The 23,884-nt window shown below is 67.4% G+C and carries 10 protein-coding genes; 7 read left to right on the top strand and 3 right to left on the bottom strand.

What is annotated here, in order from left to right; genetic code table 11:
- Nucleotides 1-5 precede the first annotated feature (5 nt).
- Nucleotides 6-1,277: a glycosyltransferase gene (locus tag A5658_RS03165; RefSeq protein WP_067331054.1), complete on the top strand. Its 1,272-nt coding sequence runs from the start codon at nt 6-8 to the stop codon at nt 1,275-1,277.
- Nucleotides 1,278-1,282: 5 nt separating this feature from the next.
- On the opposite strand, the gene A5658_RS03160 is transcribed toward A5658_RS03165, so the two are convergent.
- From A5658_RS03160 to A5658_RS03150, 3 genes are all read right to left on the bottom strand, one after another.
- Nucleotides 1,283-2,383: an NAD(P)-dependent oxidoreductase gene (locus A5658_RS03160; RefSeq protein WP_067331176.1), complete on the bottom strand. Its 1,101-nt coding sequence runs from the start codon at nt 2,381-2,383 to the stop codon at nt 1,283-1,285.
- 39 nt (nt 2,384-2,422) lie between these two features.
- A complete protein-coding gene (locus tag A5658_RS03155; RefSeq protein ID WP_082992915.1) occupies nt 2,423-4,615 on the bottom strand; it encodes an acyltransferase family protein in 2,193 nt (730 codons plus the stop codon).
- Nucleotides 4,616-4,693: 78 nt separating this feature from the next.
- On the bottom strand, nt 4,694-6,925 hold the full coding sequence (locus tag A5658_RS03150) for an acyltransferase family protein (RefSeq protein WP_082992914.1): 2,232 nt from the start codon (nt 6,923-6,925) through the stop codon (nt 4,694-4,696).
- Nucleotides 6,926-7,010: 85 nt separating this feature from the next.
- Between A5658_RS03150 and A5658_RS03145 the strand changes: the two genes are divergently transcribed.
- The 6 genes from A5658_RS03145 (at nt 7,011) to A5658_RS03120 (ending at nt 23,873) form a co-directional block, all read left to right on the top strand.
- Nucleotides 7,011-7,727, top strand: a complete 717-nt coding sequence (locus A5658_RS03145) for a class I SAM-dependent methyltransferase (RefSeq protein WP_067331169.1) — start codon at nt 7,011-7,013, stop codon at nt 7,725-7,727.
- Nucleotides 7,724-9,001 carry a glycosyltransferase gene (locus A5658_RS03140; protein WP_067331052.1) on the top strand — a complete coding sequence of 426 codons (1,278 nt, stop codon included), beginning with the start codon at nt 7,724-7,726 and terminating at the stop codon, nt 8,999-9,001. The genes A5658_RS03145 and A5658_RS03140 overlap by 4 nt, the downstream gene beginning before the upstream one ends.
- Before the next feature lie 204 nt (nt 9,002-9,205).
- On the top strand, nt 9,206-20,170 hold the full coding sequence (locus tag A5658_RS03135) for a type I polyketide synthase (RefSeq protein WP_067331050.1): 10,965 nt from the start codon (nt 9,206-9,208) through the stop codon (nt 20,168-20,170).
- 10 nt (nt 20,171-20,180) lie between these two features.
- The gene (locus A5658_RS03130; protein WP_067331048.1) at nt 20,181-21,011 is read left to right on the top strand and encodes a class I SAM-dependent methyltransferase; all 831 of its coding nucleotides are present in this window, start codon (nt 20,181-20,183) and stop codon (nt 21,009-21,011) included.
- A 116-nt stretch (nt 21,012-21,127) separates the two neighbouring features.
- Nucleotides 21,128-21,376 carry an MbtH family protein gene (locus A5658_RS03125; protein WP_067331046.1) on the top strand — a complete coding sequence of 83 codons (249 nt, stop codon included), beginning with the start codon at nt 21,128-21,130 and terminating at the stop codon, nt 21,374-21,376.
- Complete coding sequence (locus A5658_RS03120; RefSeq protein WP_067331044.1) at nt 21,366-23,873, top strand: AMP-binding protein; 2,508 nt, start codon at nt 21,366-21,368, stop codon at nt 23,871-23,873. The genes A5658_RS03125 and A5658_RS03120 overlap by 11 nt, the downstream gene beginning before the upstream one ends.
- Nucleotides 23,874-23,884 lie beyond the last annotated feature (11 nt).

The raw sequence follows: 23,884 nt of genomic DNA, 5'->3' as shown, positions 1-23,884 counted from the left end.
CCGCGATGAAAATTGTGCTGGCAACCTACGGGACGCGCGGCGATGTCGAGCCCGGCGCCGCTCTCGGTCTGGAGCTTATGCGCCGTGGACATGAGGTGCGGATGGCCGTCCCGCCCAATCTGTTGGGTTTCGCCGAGTCGGCCGGGCTCGCGCCGGTCGCCTACGGACCGGATTCGCGAACAGCACAGGAAATGGACATCGGTGTCAACCTCTCGAAGGAGGAGCATCGTGCCTGGCGGGTCAGCGACTTGGCGAAACTGTGGCGCGAAAACTGGGAGCTGTCCACCCAGTGCTGGTCGCAGATGAGCCAGACGCTGATGTCTTTGGCCGACGGGGCCGACATGCTGATCACCGGCATGATTTTCGAAGACGGCGCAGCGAATGTCGCCGAGTATTACGGCATTCCGTTGGTCACTCTGCATTACTTTCCGCTGCGGCCCAACGGGCAGTTCCTGCCGTACCTGCCGGCGCCGGTGGGCCGCGCCACGATGGCGACGTTCTGGTGGCTGTGCTCGGCCCTGTTGGGCAGCTTCGAAAGGAAGCACCGTCGGGAACTCGGCCTGCCGAAGGACACGGGCCCCTCGTGGCGGCGAGTCACCGAACGCGGAGCTCTCGAAATCCAGGCCTACGACAAGGTGTGCTTCCCCAACCTGCCCGTTGAATGGGCGAAACGGGCCCGCCAGCGGCCCTTCGTCGGCACGCTGACTCTCGCGTTACCGACCGAGGCCGACGCGGACGTCGCCTCGTGGATAGCTGCGGGAAAACCGGCTATCTGCTTCAACTTTGGCAGCATGCCGATGGACTCGCCCGCCGACACACTCGCGATGATCGAAGCGTGCAGCGCGGAGTTGGACCAGCGGGCGCTGGTGTGCTCAGCATGGACCGATTTCAGCAGCGTCCCCCATGGCGACCACATCAAGGTGGTACGCACGATGAATCACGCAGCGATCTTTCCGATCTGTCGCGCCGTCGTGCACCACGGAGGCGCGGGCACCACTGCCGCGAGCCTGCGCGCAGGGGTTCCCACCTTGATCCTGTGGGCGACGCTCGAGCGTCAGCTGTGGGGCACCCTCGTCAAACGGCTGAAAGTGGGCACCGCCCGGCGGTTTTCGAGCCTCACCAGAGAAACGCTGGCTGCGGATCTGCGCCTGATCCTGAACCCGGGATATGTCGATCGGGCCCACGAGCTGGCCGGCCGGATGACGACGCCCGCGGAAAGTGTCGCGGCCACTGCCGATCTGGTGGAATGTCATGCCCGGTTACGGAGCGTCGGCTGATCGTCCTACTTCAACAGCGCTGTCACATGCGTGTGATCGCCGGCCTCGACCGGTAATTCGGGCTGCTCGCCGATCCAGTCAAGCAGATCACGTAGACCTTCGCCGAGGGTCCATTTCGGTCGCCACTGGAGATCTGTTGTCGCCGGGCCGATATCGCACTGCGCCGCGCGCACGTCGCCGTCGCGAAACTTCCGCACGCCGATCGGCTCGGGGGCTCCGCAGATGGCGGCAATCTGGTGAGCCAGCTCGTTGATCGTCGTCGGAACACCCGACCCGATGTCAACGCAGCGCATCCGCGTCGCAGGCCGCTCTATCGCCGCGAACAGCGCCTCGATGACATCGTCGATATAGACGAAATCGCGTAGGATCCGGCCGTCTTCGTAGACTTCCAATGCCCGCCGCTCGCGGGCCAACCGGGCAAAAAGTGCGACTATTCCGGTGTACGCATTCGTCAGCGACTGACCCGGTCCGTAGACGTTCTGCAGACGCAGCACGCTGAGTTTGACATCGTGGGCGGCCGCCCAGGCAGCCAGGATGTGCTCTTGGGCAAGCTTGGTCGCGGCGTAGATGTTGGTCGGGCGGGGTTCGGTGCGGCCGGCGCAGCTCGGCAGCGGGACTGCGGGATCGCCCGTCGGGCCTTGCGGATCCCAGATTCCGGCCAGCAGTTGGGCGTGGCTACGCGCTGGCGGGTAGCAGATCTGAGAGCCGTATTGCCAAGCGCCCTCGCCATATACGGCCCTCGACGACGCCAGAACGAGTTGCTCCGGCACGTGCGCGGAACGGCTCAGGGCATCGAGAAGCTGCGTCGTTCCCACCACGTTGACCGAGCCGTGTCGCGTCGCCTCCGACAGCGACTGCGCCGTTCCCGTCTCCGCCGCCAGATGGACGACCTGGGCAGGCCGGAACAACCGCAGCACGGCGTCCCAGTCGGGACCATGGGTGACGTCGCCGGTGAACAACCGCGCCGAGGGCGGTAGAGCGATCGCCGCGTGGTCGCCGTGCACTTGCGGATGCAGAACGTCCATCACGGCGACGTCGTATCCGGCGTTCACGAGACGGCGCGCAAGAGCCGACCCGATGAATCCCGCTCCGCCGGTGATGAGCACTGACGTTGCCATAAAATCGAATCCTCCGGTGTTACAGCGTTATTCGCGTGCGAGCGCGCGGTCGGCCAGCGCACCCATGACCGGTGCCAACCGCCGCGAGTATTCGAACGTCAGGTGACTCGCGTCGACGTACACGAGGGTGTTGCCGACGATCACCGGGCACCGGTCGCCGGCGCAGAACAGGTCGGTGAGGTCGGTGTACTGCCCGCCCGCGGCTTGGGTCGCGGCGGCCTCGGCCGCAATGCCGGTTTGGTTGACGGCCGTCGACCGTCGCGGCAGGCAGGCGGCCACATCGTCGAGGTGGGCGGACAGGCAGATCGGCACCGTCGTGTGTGGGTCCGGCACCGGCCCGAGCACCAGCACCTTGGCGCCCGTGCCACGCAGCTGTTGGACCAGACGGGTCAGGCTGTCGAGCCACGCCGGGTCGTAGGCGTTGAAACCGGTCAGATGTTCGTCGGCGCCGTAGCCGCGCCACGCGCTCACCACCACCAGCCGCGGACGCTCGGAACGCAACCTGTCCATGATCTGAGCGCGCCATTGCTCGCAGTGTTCGAAGACTTCGACCACGCGACGGAACGGGTTGTTGACCCGCATGTCCATGAATGGGCAGGCCGCCTTTTCGAGGGTCTCCAGCCGCCAGCGCCGCTGGGCGGCAACCTGCTGGAACGACGGATTCCAGATCGCGGCGTGCGAATCGCCGACCAGGACCACCGTGGTCGGCGACTCGAGATCGCCCGTCGCGCACTCCGGCTGCCCGCCCTGCAGCGGTGCGCGAAGGCAGCCGCTGCCCATATACGCGTTCTGTTCGGCTTCCACGTCAGCAAACGGCGGGTCGAGGTTCGACGGCACGGCCGTCAGCCCGGCGGATGCGACGAGCGCGGCCTGCACTTGAGCGAACGCATGTTGCACCGCCGCGTCGTAGGCGGCCATGTCCGAGCCCGCAGGCACCGGCGTCGCGGTGACGTTCAGCGCTGCCGTCGGCGCGCCGCGTCCCGTCGGCAGCGGGACCACGACCAGCAGCGCGGCGCCCACGCAGACGGCGATCGCGGTCGCGACACCCCCCAGCGCAAGGCTGCGCCCGGCCGAGCGGCGCACCGCTGGAGCGAACCGTAGCGGGTTCTCGACGAAGCGCAGGGTCAGCACCGCCAGCCCGCCGGAGGCCAGCGCCGCGGCCACCCGGGCGGCCAGCCCCAACGGGTGACCCAGCACATCCGGTGCCAGCAGCAGCACCGGCCAGTGCCACAGATACCACGAGTAGGAGATCCGGCCGATCGCGCGCATCGGCGCCACCCGCAGCACGCGGCCACATCCCTGGGTCGCCGTCGCGCACCCGGCGCCGATCACCAGCGCCGTGCCCGCGGTCGGCAACAACGCCGCGAGCCCCGGATAGGGTGTTGCGCCGCTAAAACCGGTGCAGGCCAACAGGATCAACGCCAGCCCGGCCCACCCCGTGATCGCTCCTGCCCGTGGCGAGAGCCCGCGCCACCGCACGACCGTGAGGGCCACCAGCCCACCGACGGCCAACTGCCACGCCCGGGTCGGCAGCGAAAAGAACGCCACGGCAGGAGCGAACGGGGTGGCCACCAATGACAGCGCGAACGACACCGCCGCGACCAGCGCAAGAACCACCAGAAACGGCCGCCGCGACGACGTGGCCTCGACGCGGGTGCGCCGGCGAAGACGCCGGATCAGCCAGGCCGTCCCGATGATCAGCGCCGGCCACACCAGATAGAACTGCTCCTCGACGCCCAACGACCAGTAGTGCTGAAACGGCGACGGCGGCCGGGCGCTGGCGAAGTAGTCGACGCCGCGCATGATGAACCAGTAGTTGCCGACGTACAGCGCACTGGTGATGCCGTCGACAATGACGCTCTTGACCTGCAACAGCGGCAGTAGGACGACCGAGGCGATCATGGTGACGACGCCGACCGCGGCCGACGCCGGCAGCAGTCGCCGGGCCCGTGCCCCGTAAAAGCGGCGCAGCCCAACCGTGCCGGTGGCACTCGCCTCACGCCACAGCAGCCCGGTGATCAAAAAACCCGAGATCACGAAGAACACGTCGACGCCGACAAAGCCGCCCCCGACACCGGGCACCTCGGCGTGAAACAGCACAACGGCCAGCACGGCGACCGCGCGCAGCCCCTCGATGTCCGGGCGAAATCCCGTCTCCGCCGCACCCCGACCCGCACGGTCCTCGGTGGTGCTGCCGCTGACGGTCTGGTGCACAGTCACCTACCTAGTACGGAGGGTTCGTCGAGTCGAGGCATTATCACACACACGTCCAACAGGCCCGGGGTGAATTTGACGATGTCAACGCCCGCCCAGCGCACGGTCGGCCAGGGTTCCGACGACCGGCGCCAACCGCCGGGAGTACTCCAGCGTGAGGTGGTTTTCGTCGAGGTAGACCAGGGTGTTGCCGACGATCACCGGGCAGCGGTCGGCGGTGCAGAACAGCTCGGTGGTGTCGGCATAGTGGCCACCACCGGCCTCGGTGGCGGCGGACTCCGCCGCGATGCCGGATGGGTTCACCGCGGTCGATCTTGACGGCGTGCAGACCGCCACGTCATCGAGGTAGCCGGACAGGCAGATCGGCACCACGAAGTGTGGATCCGGGATCGGGCCCAGCACCAGCACGTTCGCGCCGATGCCGCGGAGCTGCCGCACGAGGCGGGTCATGCCGTCGAGCCACGCCGGGCCGAAAGCCCGGTAGCCGGTGAGCGATTCGTCGGCGCCGTAGCCGCGCCAGAGGCTCAACACGACCAGCCGCGGATGCTCGGCACGCAACCTGTCCATGATCTGAGCACGCCATTGCTGGCAGTGCTCGACTTCTTCGACCAGCCGACGCAGGGGGTTGGCGACGGACACGTCCAGCAACGGGCACGCGCCCTTGCTCAACAGCTCCAGCCGCCAGTGTCGCTGGGCGGCGATGTCCTGGAACGCCGGCGTCCACATCGCGGCATGCGAGTCGCCGACCAGGGCGATCGTAGCCGTCGACGTGGTGTCTCCCATCGCGCACTCCGGCTGGCCGCCTTCGAAAGGGGTCCGCATGCAGCCGTTGAATTCGAGCGTCTTTTTCTCGGCTCCCGCAGCGGCAAGTGGCGGATCCAGGTTGGACGGAACGGCTTTGATGTTTGCCGACGCCGCCACCGCGGCCTGCACTTGAGCGAACGCGTGCTGGACCGCCGCGTCGTAGGCGGCCACGTCGGCACCGGCGGGCACCGGCGCCGCGGTGAAAGTCGGCGACGCGGCCGGCGTCCCATGACCGACCGGGGTAGGCACCACCACCAGCAGCGCCATGCCCATACCTACCGCGATCGCGGTCGCGACACCGCCGACCGCCAGACTGCGCCCGGGCGAGCGGCGCACCGCCGGAGCGAACCGTAGCGGGTTCTCGACGAATCGCAGGGTCAGCACCGCCAGCCCGCCGGACAACGCGGCCGCGACGACCCGGGCGGCCAGGCCCAACGGGTGGCCGAGCAGCGCCGGGGCGAGTACCAGCACCGGCCAGTGCCACAGGTACCACGAGTAGGAGATCCGCCCGATCGCGCACATCGGCGCCGCCCCCAACGCCCGGCCGGCTCCCTGGGCGGGTGTGGCGCACCCGGCGCTTATCACCAGCGCCGCACCCACGGTGGGCAACAGCGCGGCACCACCGGGGTAGAGCGTGTTCGCATTTAACCTGGTGCAGGCCAACAGAATGAGGGCCAGCCCGACCCATCCGGTCACCGCGGCGGCCCGCGGCGAGAGCCGCCGCCACCGGACGACCGTGAGCGCCACCAATCCGCCGAGCGCCAACTGCCACGCTCGCGTCGGCAGCGAGAAAAACGCCGCCGCGGGCGCCACGTAGGTAGCCCCGAACGACAGCACGAACGACACCGCGGCAACCAACGCGAGGACCGCGACGTAGGGACGCGGGGAGGACGGGGTTTCGGCCTTGTTGCGCCGACGCAGACGCCGGATCAGCCACGCCGTCGCGATGATCAACGCTGGCCACACCAGATAGAACTGCTCCTCGACGCCCAGCGACCAATAGTGCTGAAACGGTGACGGCGGTACGTGGTTGGCGAAGTAGTCGACGCCGCGCATGACGAACCGGTAGTTGCCGACGTACAGCGCGCTGGCGATGCCGTCACCGATGTCGGTCCGGACCTGCAGCGGGGGCAACAAGAGCGCCGTGCCGACCATGGTGACGACGCCGACGGCCGCCGACGCCGGCAGCAGTCGGCGGGCCCGCGCGCCGTAGAAGCGGCGCAACCCGACCGTGCCGGTGGCACTCGCCTCACGCCACAGCAGCCCGGTGATCAAGAAACCCGAGATGACGAAGAAGACGTCGACGCCGACAAAGCCGCCCCCGACTCCGGGCACCTCGGCGTGAAACAAGACCACGGCCAGCACCGCGACCGCGCGCAATCCCTCGATGTCCGGGCGGAATCCCGCCTGCGCCGGCCCCCTCCCCTGTTCCCCCTCCGCGATGTTGCCGCTGACGGTCTGGTGCAAGGTCGCCTGCCTAGTAAGAGGACACCTGTCTTCGAATCGTGGCATTATCACACACCTGTTGAACAAACCTCTTGTGAGTGACCCCGTTGGCGGAGAGGATCGTCGCGTGAACTTCAACGACAGGCTGGTCATGGTGGCCGACGCGCTGCCGGGCGCCAACCGGATCAGGGCCGTGCAGCGTGCGCTCGACGGCCGGGTGAGTCCGGTGTACCTGGAGATCGGCGTTTCGAAAGGTCAGGCTTTCCGGCGCATCACCGCCGACGAAAAGATCGCCGTCGACCCCGCGTTCAGGCTGACCGAGCGCACTCGCCGGTTGGCCGACGTCAAGGCGCGCGCCACGCATTACTTCGAAATGACCAGCGACTCGTTCTTCGAAGAACGAGCGGCTTTCCTCGCGGAGCGCCCGATCGACGTCGCGCTGATCGACGGGCTGCACACCTACGAGCAGGTCGTGCGCGACGTCGAGAACACCGTCCGCTACCTCAAGGACGACGGCGTCATCTTCCTGCACGACTGCAATCCCGCGTTCGAACTGATCGGCCGGCGCGCGGAAACCTGGGAAGACTTTGTCGCGCAACAGAAAGGACCGCTGGTGATCGGCATCTGGAGCGGCGACGTCTGGAAGTCGATCGTCTATCTGCGCAGCCTCCGGCGCGATCTACGGGTCGCGGTGCTCAAATGCGACATGGGCGTCGGGGTGGTCCGAAAAGGAATTCCGGAATCACCGCTGACCTACACGCCGGCGCAGATCGAGGACCTCAGCTATTCCGATCTCGCTGCCGATCGGAAGAACCTGCTCAACCTGAGGCCGCCGAGCTACCTGGGCGAATTCCTCGCCGCGCGATGAAATTCGTGCTCGCCAGCTGGGGCAGTCGCGGCGATATCGAGCCCAATCTCGCGGTCGGTCGCGAGCTGGTCAGTCGCGGGCACGAGGTGTGCATGGCTGTCCCGCCCGACCTGGTCGGCTTCACCGAGGCCGCGGGAGTTACGGCGGTCGGCTTCGGGCCGGAAGCGCAGTCGATCTTGGACGCGCACCGCGAATTCTGGACGTGCTTCTTCAGTCGGCCCTGGCGGATCCGAAGCCTGATCAGGTCGCGGCTCGACATTGCCGGACCCCTATTGCGGGGTTGGCAGGAGATGAGCACGACGCTGATGTCGTTGGCGGACGGGGCCGACCTCCTTTTCACCGGTATCAATTTCGAAGACGCCGCCGCCAACGTCGCCGAGTACTACGACATTCCGTTGGCCACGCTGCATTACTTTCCGCTGCGGCCCAATAGCCGGACTCTGCGATTGCTGCCGGCGCCGGTGGCCCGTGCGGCGGTGACGGCGTTCTGGTGGGTGACGTGGCTCGGGATGAAGAAGGCCGAGGACGCACAGCGCCGCGAACTCGGCCTAGCGAAGGCCGCAGGTTCCGCGCCGCGACGGATCACCGAACGCGGTTCGCTGGAAATCCAGGCCTACGACGAGGCGTGCTTTCCGGGGCTGGCGGCCGAATGGTCGCATCGGGCGGCTCAACGGCCGTTCGTCGGCACGCTCACCCTCGGTCTGGCGACGGACAGCGATGCCGAGATCGCGTCGTGGATCGCCCACGGGACACCGCCGATCTATTTCGGATTCGGCAGCATCCCGGTCGAATCGCCGGCCGACACCATCGCGATGATCGCCGCCGCCTGCGCGCGGCTGGGACAACGGGCTCTAGTCGGCGCCGCCGGCACCGACTACAGCAACGTCCCCTATTTCGACCACGTCAAGGTGGTGGGCGCGCTGAATTTCACGACCGTCTTCCCGGCCTGCCGGGCAGTCGTCCACCACGGCGGCTCCAGCACCACGCCGATCGCCATGCGCGCGGGCGTCCCGCAGCTGATCCTCTATTGGGACATGGTGCACGCCGTCTACGGAGCTGCGGTCAAACGACTGAAAGTGGGCACTGCCCGGCGTTTTTCGACCGCAACCGAGGAGTCGTTGGTGGCAGATCTGCGCACCATATTGGCGCCGGACTACGTCGCCCGGGCCCGCGAGTTCGCCGCCCGGATCACCGAGCCCGCCGCCAGCGCCGCGGCCGCGGCCGACGCGCTGGAAGAGTTCGCCCGCCTGCCACGGGTGGCTGACCGGCACTGACGCTTTGCGGCGGCCCGGGCTACGTCCGGCAACCGGAAGTTTTTACCGAAAATCTGGATTGACCCTCCGGGCCTCCAGTATGGTTTGGAACTTGTTCTACTCATGTCAAACTAATCGGCTCGTGCCGACTAGGCGGCTGTCCGGGCCGCGACGCCCACAAGCCGGATCGAAAGACCCAATCGGCGAGAGGACAGCCCCTTGACCATGGAGACACCCATTCCGGCGGATGAATCACAGGGGGTCGACGAGGGGTTTGCGGTAGTCGGCTACGCGCTGCGCGTGCCGGGCGCCGCCGATGCGGAGCAGTTCTGGGACGTGCTGGCCCACGGCCGCGACGCGGTGTCCGAGGTGCCGCCAGACCGGTGGGACGTCGAGGAGTACTACGACCCGGATCCCGATGCGCCGGGCAAGATCGTCAGCCGCCGGGCCGGCTTCATCGACGACGTCACGGGATTCGACGCGGCCTTCTTCGGGCTGTCCAAGCGCGAGACGATGTTGATCGACCCGCAGCATCGGCTGTTGCTCGAGACGGCGTGGCAGGCGGTGGAGCATTCGGGCACCGCGCCGTCGGCCCTGGCAAACACTCAGACCGGGGTGTTCATGGGGCTGGGCACCCACGACTACCTGGGGTTGATCTCCGAGGAGTTGAGTCCCGCCGAGATCGAGGCCTACGTGGCGATCGGAACGTCGTCGGCGGCCGGAGCGGGCCGGATCAGTTACGGGCTGGGGCTACAGGGCCCGGCGGTCTCCGTCGACACGGCGTGCAGTTCGTCGCTGGTGGCGGTCCATCAGGCCTGCCAGGCCTTGCGCTTCGGTGAATGCGACCTCGCCCTGGCCGGCGGCGTGAACGTCATGCTCAGCGCGAAGACTGCGATGACCTTCTCGCACGCCCACATGCTGGCTCCGGACGGCAAGTGCAAGACCTTCGACGCGTCCGCGGACGGGTACGTGCGCGGCGAGGGCTGCGGTGTCGTCGTCGTCAAACGTCTCGGGGACGCGATCCGCGACGGCGACCGGATCCGGGCCGTCATCCGCGGCAGCGCGATCAACCAGGACGGCGCATCGGGCGGTTTGACGGTGCCGAATGGTGTCGCCCAGCAACGTGTCATCACCGAAGCACTACAGCGTGCCGGCGTTGCCGCGGGCGATGTCGACTACCTCGAGGCCCACGGCACCGGGACGTCGCTCGGCGACCCCATCGAGGTCCAAGCCGCCGGTGCGGTCCTGGGTCAGGGCCGCGACGCCGGCCGGCCGCTGCTGATCGGGTCGGTGAAGACGAACATCGGGCACCTGGAGGCGGCCGCGGGGATCGCGGGCCTGATCAAGGTGATCCTGTCGCTCGAGCACCAGATGTTGCCGAAGCACTTGAACTTCGAGAACCCGTCGCCCCACATTCCCTGGGACCGGCTGGCGGTCCGGGTGGTCGACGAGGCTCACCAGTGGGAGCGCAATGGGCGGCCGCGGATCGCCGGGGTCAGCTCGTTCGGGTTCTCCGGGACCAACGCACACGTGATCGTGCAGGAGGCGCCGGTCGCCGAGGTGAACCGTGTGGCCACGACGCCCGGCGACGACAGGAGGTTCAGCCTGCTGCCGCTGTCGGCACGTAGCCCGGCCGCCCTGGTGGAGCTCGCCGAGGCATACGGAAACTGGCTCGACGCCAACCCGGACGCGTCGTTGGCCGACCTGTGCTTTACCGCCGGGGCCGGCCGGTCGCACTTCGAGCACCGGGCCGCACTGCTGGTCAACTCGACGGAATCCGCACGTGAGTCACTGCGGGCGCTGGCCGAGGACCGCCCGGCAACCGGTGTGGTGCGGGGGGAATGCGCCGACAAGCCGAGGACGGCGTGGTTGTTCCCCGGTCAGGGCAGCCAATACGCCGGAATGGCCTGGGAATTGTTCGAGACCGAACCGGTGTTCGCCGACACGATGACCCGGTGCGCTGCGGCGGTCGCCGAGGTGCTCGAAAAGCCGCTGCTGGACGTCATTTTCGATCCGGAAGGCGACGAAACCCTGAGGCAAACCGCCTACGCCCAACCGGCGTTGTTCGCGGTGGAGATGGGCCTGGCCCGGCTCTGGCAGTCGTGGGGCTTCGAGCCCGACGTGGTGATCGGCCACAGCGTCGGCCAATACACCGCGTCCTGCGTCGCCGGTGTGTTCAGCCTCGAGGATGGGGCGTTGCTGCTGGCCGAGCGCGGCCGGTTGTTCGGCAGCTTGCCCGACGGCGGCCGGATGATCGCGGTGTTCGCCCCAGCCGAGCGGGTGGAAAGCATGACCGACCAGTTCCCGACCCTGTCGGTGGCCGCCTACAACGGCGCCAACACCGTGTTGTCGGGACCGACGCAGGATCTGGACCAGGCCGTGGCCGGGTTGGAAGCCGACGGGGTGCGCTGCGACTGGCTGGATACCAGCCACGCCTTCCATTCCGCGCTGTTGGATCCCGTCCTCGACGAGTTCGAGTCGTATGCCAATCGATTCGAATTCGCCTCGCCGCAACGGACATTGGTGTGCAACCGCACCGGCGCAGCCCTGGGCCGGACCGCGACACTGGACGGCGCGTACTGGCGGCGCCATGCGCGGCAACCGGTCGAGTTCGCGAAGAGCGTCAACACGCTGGCCGACCTGCACTGCACGATGCTGCTCGAGGTCGGCCCGCAACCGGTGCTCACCGCAGCGGCGATGCGGGCCTGGCCCGACCCGGCAACCGCACCGCGGGCTATCCCGTCGCTGCGTAAGAACAAGGCCGACCACCGTCAGATCGCCGAAGCCCTCGCCAACGCCTACATCGTCGGACACCTGCCCGACTTCGCCGCTCTGCAGCAGGGACCGGTGCACAAGCTCGACCTGCCCACCTATCCGTTCCAGCACCGTCAGTACTGGTTCCGTGAGCAACGGGCCCGCGCCACCCGGAGCTTTGACGACGATCAAGCCGCACGAACCGATACCGTCCGGCTTCTCGAGGATGGCCGAATCGAGGAACTCGTCGCGCTGATCGACGGCGGCAGAGACAATCAGCAGGCGGTCGACCTACTGAAACAGGTTGCCGCCCAACATAACCAGCAGCGCAAAGCGCAGTCGATCGCCGACTCCCGATACGAAATCCGGTGGGAGAAGTCAAGTTCCGGAGTCCCAGGGGGTGCACCGGCCGGCGAGGGATCGATCTGGCTTCTCTTCGGGGACGACGCTGATGCGGTTCAGCCGTTGGTCGATGCGCTGACTGCGCGCGGGCACCGGCACGAGATTCTCGGGTTGCCGGTAGCCGAGGCGGACGAGCAGCGGCTCGAAGCCACGCTGCGCGCCGCGGCCGCCGACGAAGCCGCGCTACAGATCCTGTATCTCGCCGCCATCGACCCGAAGGACGCCGCGTCGACGCGCGCGCTGGACCGGATGCACATCCGGGTGCTGAGCGGGGCACGGCGACTTTTCCGGGCCGCGGCCGCCGCCGAACTGCGGGCACCCATCTGGCTGATCACCCGCGGTGCACAACACATCCTGAGCACCGACCACGTGTCACCGGACCAGAGTTCTCTGTGGGGACTCGGTCGCGCCGCCGCGCTGGAACATCCGCGATTATGGGGTGGACTGGCGGATTTGCCTCAGAGCGGCGCGGACGACTGGTCGCGGTTGATCGACCACCTGGTCACAACCCCCGCCGAAGACCAATTCGCGTTGCGCGATCACGCGGTCTATGTCCCCCGGCTGACTCGACGCTCCGGCCAGCCCGTCGCGACCCCGTTGGCGTTACGTTCTGACGCAACGTATCTGGTGACCGGCGGACTGGGCGCGCTCGGAATGGAAGTCGCCGGATACCTGGCCGAGCACGGCGCCCGGCATCTGGTGTTGACCAGTCGCCACTCGCCCAGCGAGGTCGCGCAGCAGCGTATCGACGGGCTACGGGAACAAACCGGTTGCGACGTGCGGGTTGTCGCCGCCGATGTCGCCAATCCACGCCACGTCGCCCGCCTCTTCGCCACGGTGCACGCCGAACTGCCGCCGGTGGCGGGCATCGTGCACGCCGCAGGCGAGATCGGCACCACTCCCCTGTGCGACCTCGACGACGACGAGGTCGACCGGGTATTCGCCGGCAAGGTCTGGGGCGCTTGGCATTTGACCGAAGCGGCCGCCGACCTGGAATTGGACTTCTTCGTCAGCACGTCCTCGATCTCCGCGGTGTGGGGCAGCTTCGGCCAGACCGCATACAGCGCGGCCAACGCCTTCCTCGACGGGCTGGCCCGGCGGCAGCGTGAGCTGGGTGTCCCCGGTTTCAGCGTCAACTTCGGTCCGTGGTCGGCCCCGGGCATGGCCGACGAGGACGCCCGCGCGCAACTGAACAAGCGCGGCGTCCGGCCATTGTCGCCCGCCGACGCACTGGCGGGTCTGGTCGACCTCATGGCGTCCTCGACCGTCCAGGGCGTGGTGGCCCGGATCGACTGGGCCAGCTTCCTGCCCCTCTACCAGTTGACCGGCAAACGGCCATTCCTGGCGCAGCTCCAGAAGGAAGTGCCCGAGTCGGCACCGGTGCCGACATCTTCTGGGACAACCCAATTGGTGGACCGGCTCACCCTGGCTCCGGTGCAACAGCGGAAGCAACTTGTCGTGGACTACCTTCGCGACGTCGTCGCGGAGGTGACCCGGATCGATCCGGCCGAGATCCGCGACGAGTCCGGCTTCTTCGCCGTCGGGATGGACTCGCTGATGGCCGTGGAACTACGCACCCGACTCGAGCGCGCCATCGGGCAGGAGTTGCCGGCCACCCTGGCGATGGACTATCCCCGCCTGGTCGACGTGACCGACTACCTGCTCGACGACGTACTCAGCATCGGCGCGCCGGCCGCCACTAAGCCAGCGGCGCAACTGGATTCGCCCACGCCGATCCGCACCGACGAGCCGATCGCGATCGTCGCGGTGGCCTGCCGTTTTCCGGGGGCACCCGATCCGGAAGCGTACTGGGAGTTGCTGTCCGGCGGTGTCGATGCGATCCGGGAGATCCCGGACGACCGGTTCGACGTCGACGAATACTACGACCCGGATCCCGAGGCCCCGGGCAAGATCTACACCCGTTACGGCGGATACCTCGACAGGATCGACGGATTCGATCCGGAGTTCTTCGGAATCTCCCCGCGCGAGGCCGTGTGGATGGATCCTCAGCAGCGGTTGATGCTGGAAATCGCGTGGGAAGGGCTGGAAAGGGCGGGGTACGCGCCTTCCGCACTGCGGGGTAGCCGAACCGGGGTGTTCGTCGGGGTGGCCGCCAACGAGTACTCGCAACTGCTCAACACCAACTCGGTGGAAACCATTGAGGCCCACTTCATCACCGGCAATGCGCTCAATGTCATCGCGGGTCGGGTGGCGTTCGCACTCGGGCTGGAAGGCCCGGCGATGGCGGTGGACACCGCGTGCAGTGCGTCGCTGGTGGCCGTCCATCAGGCCTGCCAGGCTTTGCACTCCGGCGACTGCGACATGGCGCTGGCCGGCGGGGTGAACGTGTTGGTGAGCCCGGCTTCCATCGTTGCCACCTCGCGCGCCAGAATGCTGTCCGCCGACGGCCGGTGCAAGACCTTCGACGCGGCCGCGAATGGCTATGCGCGCAGCGAGGGCTGCGGAATTCTGGTGCTCAAGCGGCTCACCGATGCGCAGCGCGACGGCGATCAGATCTGTGCGGTCATTCGGGGCAGCGCAGTTAATCAGGACGGCGCGTCCAGTGGTTTGACGGTGCCGAATGGTGGTGCGCAGCAACGGCTTATCGCCACCGCCCTGGCCCGCGCCGGTGTCGAGGGCCGAGACGTCGATTACCTCGAGGCGCACGGCACGGGCACCTCACTGGGAGACCCGATCGAGGTGCAGGCCGCTGCGGCGGTCTACGGCGCCGGTCGTGACTCGAGCCGCCCGCTGCTGATCGGGTCGGCGAAGACCAACATCGGGCACCTCGAGTCGGCAGCGGGGATCGCGGGCCTGATCAAGGTGGTGTTGTCGCTGCAGCACGAAGTGCTGCCGCAGAACCTGCACTTCGAGAACCCCTCGCCGAACATTCCGTGGGATTCCCTGCCGGTTCGTGTGGTGGACAAGGCGATTCCCTGGCAGGCCAACGGCAGGCCGCGCCGCGCCGGAACCAGTTCCTTCGGTTTCTCCGGCACGAACGCACACGTCCTCATCGAAGAAGCGCCGTCGCGATCGGCAGACGAGGTCGCGACGGAGCCGACGCCCGAACCGCTGAGCGTGCTACCGCTGTCGGCCCGATCACCGCAGGCGCTGACGGCCCTGGTGCAGCGGTACGGAGCCTGGCTGGATGCACGCCCGGACGCCAAGATCGCCGATGTGTGCTTCACCGCCGGAGTCGGTCGTTCGCATTTCGAACACCGCGCCGCGCTCGTGATGGATTCCGTTCAGGGCGGTCGCGAGCTGTTGGCCGGGTTGGCCGAGAACCGCCTGGGGCCGGGCGCAGTGCGCGGCGTGTGCGGCGACCGGCCGAAGACGGCGTGGCTGTTCACCGGGCAGGGCAGCCAATACCCGGGGATGGCGCGCGAGTTGTTCGATACCGAACCGGTGTTCGCCGACGTCGTACAGCGGTGCGCCGATGCGGTCGACGGGCTGCTGCCCCGTCCGTTGCTCGACGTGCTGTTCGACACCGACAACGCAGACACCTTGCGGCACACCTCTTTTGCGCAGCCGGCATTGTTCGCCATCGAGATGGGTTTGGCCCGGTTGTGGCAGTCGTGGGGCATTGAGCCCGACGTGGTGCTCGGCCACAGCGTGGGCCAGTACGCCGCGGCGTGCGTGGCCGGCGTGTTCAGCCTCGAAGACGGGGCACGCCTCATGGCCGAGCGCGGCCGGCTGTTCGGCAACCTGCCCGAGGGCGGCCGGATGGTGGCGGTCTTCGCCGACGCCGAACAGGTGGAACGCGTCGCCGACGGATTCCCGCGGATTTCGGTCGCCGCCTACAACGGACCCAACACGGTGCTGTCGGGTCCCGCCGAGGACCTCGAACAGATCGTGACCAGCCTGACTGGAGATGAGATCCGCTGCACCTGGCTGGAAACCAGTCACGCCTTCCATTCCGAGCTGCTCGAGCCAGCATTGGATGAATTCGAGGCCTATGCACAGGGATTCGAATTCGCGGTACCCACGCTGCCGCTGGTCTGCAACCGCACCGGGGAGGTTCTCACCGCGGAAATCCCTCTGGACGGCCAGTATTGGCGGCGGCATTCCCGGCAGCCGGTGCAGTTCGCCGAAAGCGTGCGCACCGTCGCCCAGCTTGGCTGCTCGGTGTTGATGGAGGTCGGTCCGCAACCGATTCTGACCGGTGCCGCACTGCAGGCCTGGCCGGACTCCGCCGCGACTCCGCAGGCGATCGCGTCGCTGCGCAAGGGCACCGACGCCCAGCGCCAAATGGCGGAAGCGCTCGCCGCGGCCTACGTCGCAGGGCATCGGCCGCGGTTCGCGGCGCTGCACCGCGAGCCGGGCCGGAAGTTCGAACTGCCCACGTATCCGTTCCAGCGCAGTCGCTACTGGCCCAAGACCGCCGACATCCGCGCCGACGGCGGCAGCGCCGGGGCCGGAATACTCGGCAGCGCAAAGGATCTCGCTTCCGGCGACGTCGTCTACACCAGCCGCTGGTCCATCAATACCCAGCCGTGGCTATCGCATCACGTCATCTACGGCACCGTGGTTGTCCCAGGCGCGACGTACGCGACGATGGCCATTGCGGCGGTCGGGACTCCCGCGCAGGTGCGCGACGTCTTCTTCTACGAGCCGATCATCCTGGGCGAGAAGACGTCCCGGGAGGTGCAGCTCACCGTGCACCCGGTCGAGGCCGGCGGCGGCTGGACCTTCCAGGTACACAGTCGCCCGTACGGTGATCGAGACACCGAGTGGTCGTTGAACGCCGACGGCCACATCGTCCCCGATGTCGACGACGAGCCGACTTCGGAGCCGACCGAGTCGATCGACGCCGCGTGCGAGAGACTGGCCCGCACGCGCCCGCAACAGCTGTTCGACACCTTCGCCGACATGGAGCTGACGTGGGGTCCGACCTGGTCCACCTCGCTCAAGTCGCTGTGGGCGGGTGACGGTGAGGCCGTTGGGGATATCGCCATCGGTGACGAACTCGCCGAGCAGCTCGGCGACGAGCCGATCCATCCGGTCCTGCTCGACCTGTGCACCGGAATTGCGTTCCCGGCCTTCCCGGCGGTGCTCGCGGCGGCCGAAGACGGCGGCGTTGCCGACCTTTTCCTGCCGCTGCGGTACGGGCGAGTGACATTGCGTGAGCGGCTGCCGAAGCGGTTCTATTGCCGCGCGCGGTGGCAAAGTGGCGGCGTCGACAGCGAAACGCAGGTGTTCGACCTCGATTTCGTGGATCGGGGCGGTCGCCAGCTCGGTGAAATTCGCGAGTTCACGGTCAAGCGCGCGCCCCGGGAGGCGCTGTTGCGCGGACTCGGCGGCGACGGCAGCCGGAACCTGTATACCCTTGGCTGGCAAGAGGTTTCGCCGCCGGCTCCGGGCGACGGGAACCGCGACGACACCTGGCTGATTACCGGCTTCGACGAACTGGCTGCCGAGGTTCCAAGTTGCCTGTCGTTGGACCACGACAGCCGTCCGGAATCCTGGCAGCGGCTGTTCACGCAAGCCGCCGAGCGCGGTACGCCGGTCACCGGCATCGTCTGGCGCAGCACCGGGCGACCGGGCGCAGACGAGGCAAACGACGAATTCACCGCGCGGCTGGAGATCGAGATCGATCGATTGCTCACCGTCGTGCAGGCACTTCAGGAGCAGCCGGACCTGAAACTCACCGGCGGACTGTGGATCGTCACAGAACGCGCCGTGGCGACCGAGGCCGGCGAACCGGTGGACGCGGTCCAGTCGGCACTGTGGGGGTTCGGCCGCACCGTCATCACCGAGCAGCCGGCGCTTCGGTGCAGACTGGTCGACTGCGACGGCTTCGGCGACGCCGTGCCCACACTGGCCGGTCTGCTCGACGCACCCACAGACGAACCCGAACTCGCACTGCGACAAGGTAAGTGCTTGGTGCCGCGACTGCTGCCGTGGGCGCGCGACGGCCATCTCCCGATACCTCGTGCAGAGGATTACATCCTAGAGCCGACCGAACGCGGCGCGATCGACAACCTTCGGCTGATCGAGGCACATGTGCCGCCGCCGAGCGCGGGACAGGTGCAGATCCGGGTGGAGGCCGCGGGCCTCAACTTCCGCGACGTGCTCAACGTGCTCGGCCTGTATCCGGGCGATCCGGGGCGGGTCGGCGGCGGCGACCTTGCCGGCGTCGTCACCGAGTTGGGCGACGGCGTCACCGGATTCGAGATCGGCCAGCGGGTATTCGGCTTCATGCCTGGCGGTTTCGCGAGCCGAGTCAACGTGCCGGCCCAGTTCCTGGCGCCTGTGCCGACCGCGGTGAGTGCGGTAGCCGCGGCCACCGTCCCCGCGGGAGCGTTGACGACCCGGCTCGCGTTCGACTGGGCGAACGTGGGGCGCGGCGACCGGGTGCTCATTCACGCCGCCAGCGGTGGCGTCGGTCTGGCCGCGATCCAGATCGCCCAGCAGCGCGGTGCGACCGTCTTCGCCACCGCCAGCACCTACAAACGCGCGGCGCTGCGTGAGATGGGTGTCGAGCACGTCTACGATTCGCGCACAACGGATTTCGCCGACCAGATATTGGCCGACACCGGCGGCTCGGGTGTCGATGTCGTGCTGAACAGCCTCACCAACGAGGGATTCATCGAAGCGACCGTGCGGGCCACCGCTCCGGGCGGCAGGTTCGCCGAGATCGCCAAGCGCGACATCTGGACTCCCGAGCAGATGGCGGCGGCCCGTCCGGATATCGACTACCAGATCATCGCGCTCGACTGGTGCATCGAGCACGAGCCGGAGCGGACCGGGAACCTGTTGACCGAGTTGGCGGACAGCATGGCCAAGGGTGAACTCGCACCCATTGCCGCCGAGGTCTACCCGCTCACCGAGGCGAAGACCGCGTTCCGCCGCATGCAGCAGGCCCGGCACATCGGCAAGATCGTGTTGCAGATGCCGAAACCGCTACAGCCGCGCGATGATCGGAGCTATCTGATCACCGGCGGCCTCGGTGCACTCGGCCTCTACACGGCGGCCCACCTGGCCCAGCTCGGGGCCGGTGACATCGTGCTGACCAGCCGGGGTGCACCGGATGCCGACGCGCAACAGGCCATCGCCGAGATGGCAGAGCGGTACCGGTGCCGCATTCACACCTTCGCGGCCGACGTCGGCGATGCGGCGCAGGCCAGCGAACTGATCGAGCGAATCCGGGCGGAGTTGCCGCCGCTGGCGGGCGTGGCACATTTGGCGGGCGTACTCGACGACGCGCTGCTCTCCCAGCAGAGCCTCGCGCGGTTCCGAACGACGTTGGCGCCCAAAGCCCTCGGCGCCCGCCACTTGGACCGGTTGACGCGAGACGACGACCTCGATTTCTTCATGGTGTACTCGTCGGCGGCCAGCGTGATCGGTTCACCCGGCCAGGCCAACTATGCGACGGCCAACGCGCTGCTCGACGGGCTCGTCGCCGACCGCAGAGCACAGGGCCTGCCGGCGACCAGCATCAACTGGGGCCCCTGGGCAAAAGGCGGCATGGCGACCTCGCACGCCGCCCGCGCCAACCTCAGTGCGCAAGGCCTGATCCCACTCGAGCCCTCGGCCGCACTCAACGGGCTGGGCGAGATCATCGCCCACGGGACCGGGCAGGCCACCGTACTGAAAGCCAACTGGCAGCGCGCCGCAAAGGGACTCGGCGGCACCCGCCCCGCGATCCTCGACCACTTGCTGCCGAGTGCTGTCGCGGCCTCCAGTGGTGACAGCGAGTTGCTCCGCCGTCTGCACGAGGTGCCCGAGGCCGAACGCGGCAGCTTCCTCACCGAGTACCTACGGCGCGAAGTGCAGAACTTCCTGAGGCTCGCGCAGCCGCCGGCCGCGACCAGCCGCTTCCTTGAACTGGGCACGGATTCACTGATGGCGGTCGAATTCAGCAACAGGTTGCTCCCCCAGTTCGGCGGCGGGTTCACGATCACCGCCACCGCCGTATTCGACTATCCGACGATCGGGTCGCTGGCCGAGTACCTGGCCGGTCAGGTCCCCCAGTCGATCGAGGCCCAGCCAGTCGAAGCCGAACCCGTCGGCGCGGCCGAGTCTGCCGGATAGGAGCGGCACAATGAACCAACCGATGTCGGCGCACCTGGCTGACGACCTGCTGTCGACGACCGCCGACGGATGGCACAGCTTCTACGATCTGCTGAGCCGCCGCTTGGAGGCGGTCGGGGTGGCCGACTCGTCGTTTTTCCTGAATTACGGTTACGTGCCCACCGATTCCCACAACGAATCCTCGTTCGCCATTCGCGACGGCACCTTCAATGCCAATTCGGTCCGGCTGGTGTTCGAGGTCATCGGATCGCTCGACCTGAATGACCGCACCGTCGTCGAAATAGGCTGTGGGCGCGGAGGCAACTCGCGACTCGTCGCGGAGAGGTTCAGCGCTCAGGTCATCGGCATCGACATGTCCGCGGAAGCCATCGGCTTCTGTCGTAAGACGCACCTCGGCGATTCGATCGACTTCACAGTCGGCGACGCGTTGGATATTCCGCTGGCCGATGAGTCGTGCGACGCCGTCCTCAACGTCGAGTCGTCACATTCGTATGGGAATTTGCCCAAGTTTCTGAGTGAGGTCCGTCGGATCTGCCGGCCCGGGGCATGGTTCCTGCACACCGACTTCCTGAGCCCTGACGATTGGGACTTCGTCCGGATGCGTCTGGCGAAACTGGGGTTTTCCACCGGCGACGACCGCGATATCACGGCGAACGTACTTGCCTCGCGTGATCTGGCGAGCAGCAACTGGGAGCAGGTGTATGGCGACGGAAATGCTCGGGTAGCCAACTTCCTTGCGCTGCCCGGGTCCGCCATCTACGAGCAGATGCGGGCGGGCCTGCTCGAGTACCGCATACTGCGATCCCAATTGCGTGCGCCGGCGACTTCGGGCCCTCGGTGAGGTGACCCGGTGATCCGTTTTCCAGACTCTTCGTCCGAACCCTTAGACAAGCCGTCGGGGGCCCAGTATCGTCTAGAACTTGTTCTACTCATGTTGATTAGGCGGTCTGGAGACGCGTGAACATCAATCCGTTCGACGACAGCGACGGCAGCTTTTTCGTCTTGGTCAACGACGAGGAGCAGCACAGTCTGTGGCCGGCTTTTGCAGATGTTCCGGCCGGCTGGCGGGTGGTCTACGGCGAGGGGGATCGCGCAGCGTGCCTGGACTACATCGAAGCGAACTGGCCTGATATCCGGCCGAAGAGTCTGCGCGACAGGTTGGCAGCGGGACAGGGGGTCTCGATAGGTAATCCGGATGGATCATGACGACCGCGCACTCCCGCTGACGCGGGGACAACTCGACATCTGGCTCGCGCAGGAAACCGGTCGCTCCGATACGGAATGGCAACTGGGCGTGCTGGTGCGGTTCGACGGCGCGATCGAGCGTGATCTGCTCGAGCGGGCGATCCGCCACGTCATGCACGAGGCCGAACCGGCCCGGGCGGCCATCTTCGACCAGGATGGCACGGCTTACCAGCGGATCGCCGACCCGGACGTCGAGGTCGCCTTCTACGACCTCAGCGACTCGCACCATCCGGTCCAAGAAGCGCGCCGGATCGCGGCGTCGATCCAGGGCACGCCGATGGCGGCAACCGGGCCGCTCTACCGGTTTGCGCTATTTCGCACCTGGACCGACGAATTCCATCTCTTCGGCTGCTTCCACCACATCGTCATCGACGGATCCGGGATTACCCTTCTCGCCCACCGGATTGCGACGGTCTACGCGGCAATCGCTGCGAACGAACCCATTCCGCCGGCCTTCTTCGGAACGTTGCAGGACTTGGTCCGTTGCGAGCTGGACTACGAAGCCTCCACCGATTACTCGGACGACCACACGTACTGGTCGCAGAACCTGCCGCGGGACAGCGAATCGAATTACCGGCTGCCCGATGCCGCGGATGACGGCGAGCCGTATTCGCCTGCGCCACCGGTTCGACTAGACCCCGTCGTGCTCCGGCAGGTTCAGCATCTATCCGAGACGTGGCACATGCCTCGATCGTCGGTCATCACCGCGGCGTGTGCTCTTCTGGTGCGGGGCTGGTACGCCGAGGGCTCAGAGGTGGTGCTCGACTTCCCGGTCAGCAGGCGCGTGCTGCCGGAATCGAAGATGCTTCCCGGGATGGTCTCCGGTGCGCTGCCGTTGGTGTTGCGGGTTCCGCCGGCGACGACGGTGACCGACTTCTGCGCGCACGTCGACGCGCGGATCCGGGAGGCCCTGCAACATCAGCGGTTTCCCGTGCACTCCCTCGAACGTAAAGGCCATCCGCACGGTTCGGAGCGCCGCGCCAACAGGGTGAGCGTCAACTTCATGCCGTCGAAAATGACGATGGACTTCGCCGGCGTCGAGGCATCCGCGTCGTTCACCAATCCGGGCCAGGTGGGCGACTTCGGGCTGATCTTCTCGGGCGCCGGCGACCAGCTTTTCCTCAGCACGGCGGGGACCAGCGGGCCGTTATCCCACCACGACACCGCCACTATCGCCAGACGGCTGGAGCGGCTGTTGGGGGCGCTGGCCGCTGATCCGGGCCGCCGGCTCTCGTCGATACGTCTGCTCGACGACGACGAGCAGGCCGGGTTGGATCGCTGGGGTAACCGGGCGGTGCTGACCGAGCCGGCGCCGGTGTCCCCCTCGATTCCGGCGATGTTCGCAGCGCAGGTCTCCCGAGTGCCGGACGCGGTGGCGATCAGCGACACCGCGCGTTCGTGGACCTATCGCGAGGTAGACCAGGCGGCCGAACGGTTGGCGCAGCGGTTGACGCACGGGGGCGTCGGACCCGGGCAGCGGGTGGCGTTGCTGTTGGCCCGGTCGGCCGAAGCGGTCGTGGCGATGTTGGCCGTCCTGAAAACCGGTGCCGCGTATGTGCCGATCGACCCGTCCGTGCCGGCCAGCCGGATTGCGTTCGTGCTCGGCGACGCGGCGCCGATCGCCGCGATCACGACCGCCGAGTTGCGGCCGCAGCTGGCCGGTCATGACCTGCTGGTCGTCGACGTCGACGCGACCGCCGTCGACAGCCTGCCTGGCACCGCGCTACCGGAACCGGCTTCCGACGACATCGCCTACCTCATCTACACGTCGGGCACGACCGGAACCCCGAAAGGTGTGGCCATTCCGCACGGCAACGTGACGCGCCTACTGGAGACTCTGGACGCCGATCTGGAGTTGGCAGGTCAGGTGTGGTCGCAGTGTCATTCGTTGGCGTTCGACTTTTCGGTGTGGGAGATCTGGGGTGCGCTGCTGTACGGCGGCCGCGTGGTGGTGGTACCCGATGCGATCGTGCGCTCGCCGGAAGACCTGCACGAGTTGCTGGTGACCGAGGACGTCACGGTGCTGAGCCAGACCCCGTCGGCGTTTTATGCGCTGCAAACCGCCGACACGCTCAGGCCCGAGCTCGGACGTCAGCTGAAGCTCGAGGCTGTGGTCTTCGGCGGCGAGGCACTGGAACCGCAGCGGCTGGCCCCGTGGCTGCAGGGCCACGAAGGATTTCCCCGCCTGATCAACATGTACGGGATCACCGAGACCACGGTGCACGCCTCGTTCCGCGAGATTTTCGAGAGCGATGTCGACAGCATCACCAGCCCGATCGGGGTGCCGCTGGCCCACATATCCGTACGCTGCCCCGGCGCCGGCCACGTACAACTCACCGACCACGCCGGCGGGCACGGGCTGCAACCATGCATCGAGCACGAAGAAGCCGAGGTGGGCCAGCGGCACCCCGATCGGGCTGGTGATGCTGTCGACATCGCTCTCGAAAATCTCGCGTAACGAGGCGTGCA

The sequence above is a fragment of the Mycobacterium sp. 1245111.1 genome, assembly GCF_001673405.1.
Classification (GTDB): domain Bacteria; phylum Actinomycetota; class Actinomycetes; order Mycobacteriales; family Mycobacteriaceae; genus Mycobacterium.
The sequence above is the reverse complement of the archived record's forward strand: the minus strand, read 5'-3'. Positions and strand labels throughout refer to the sequence as shown.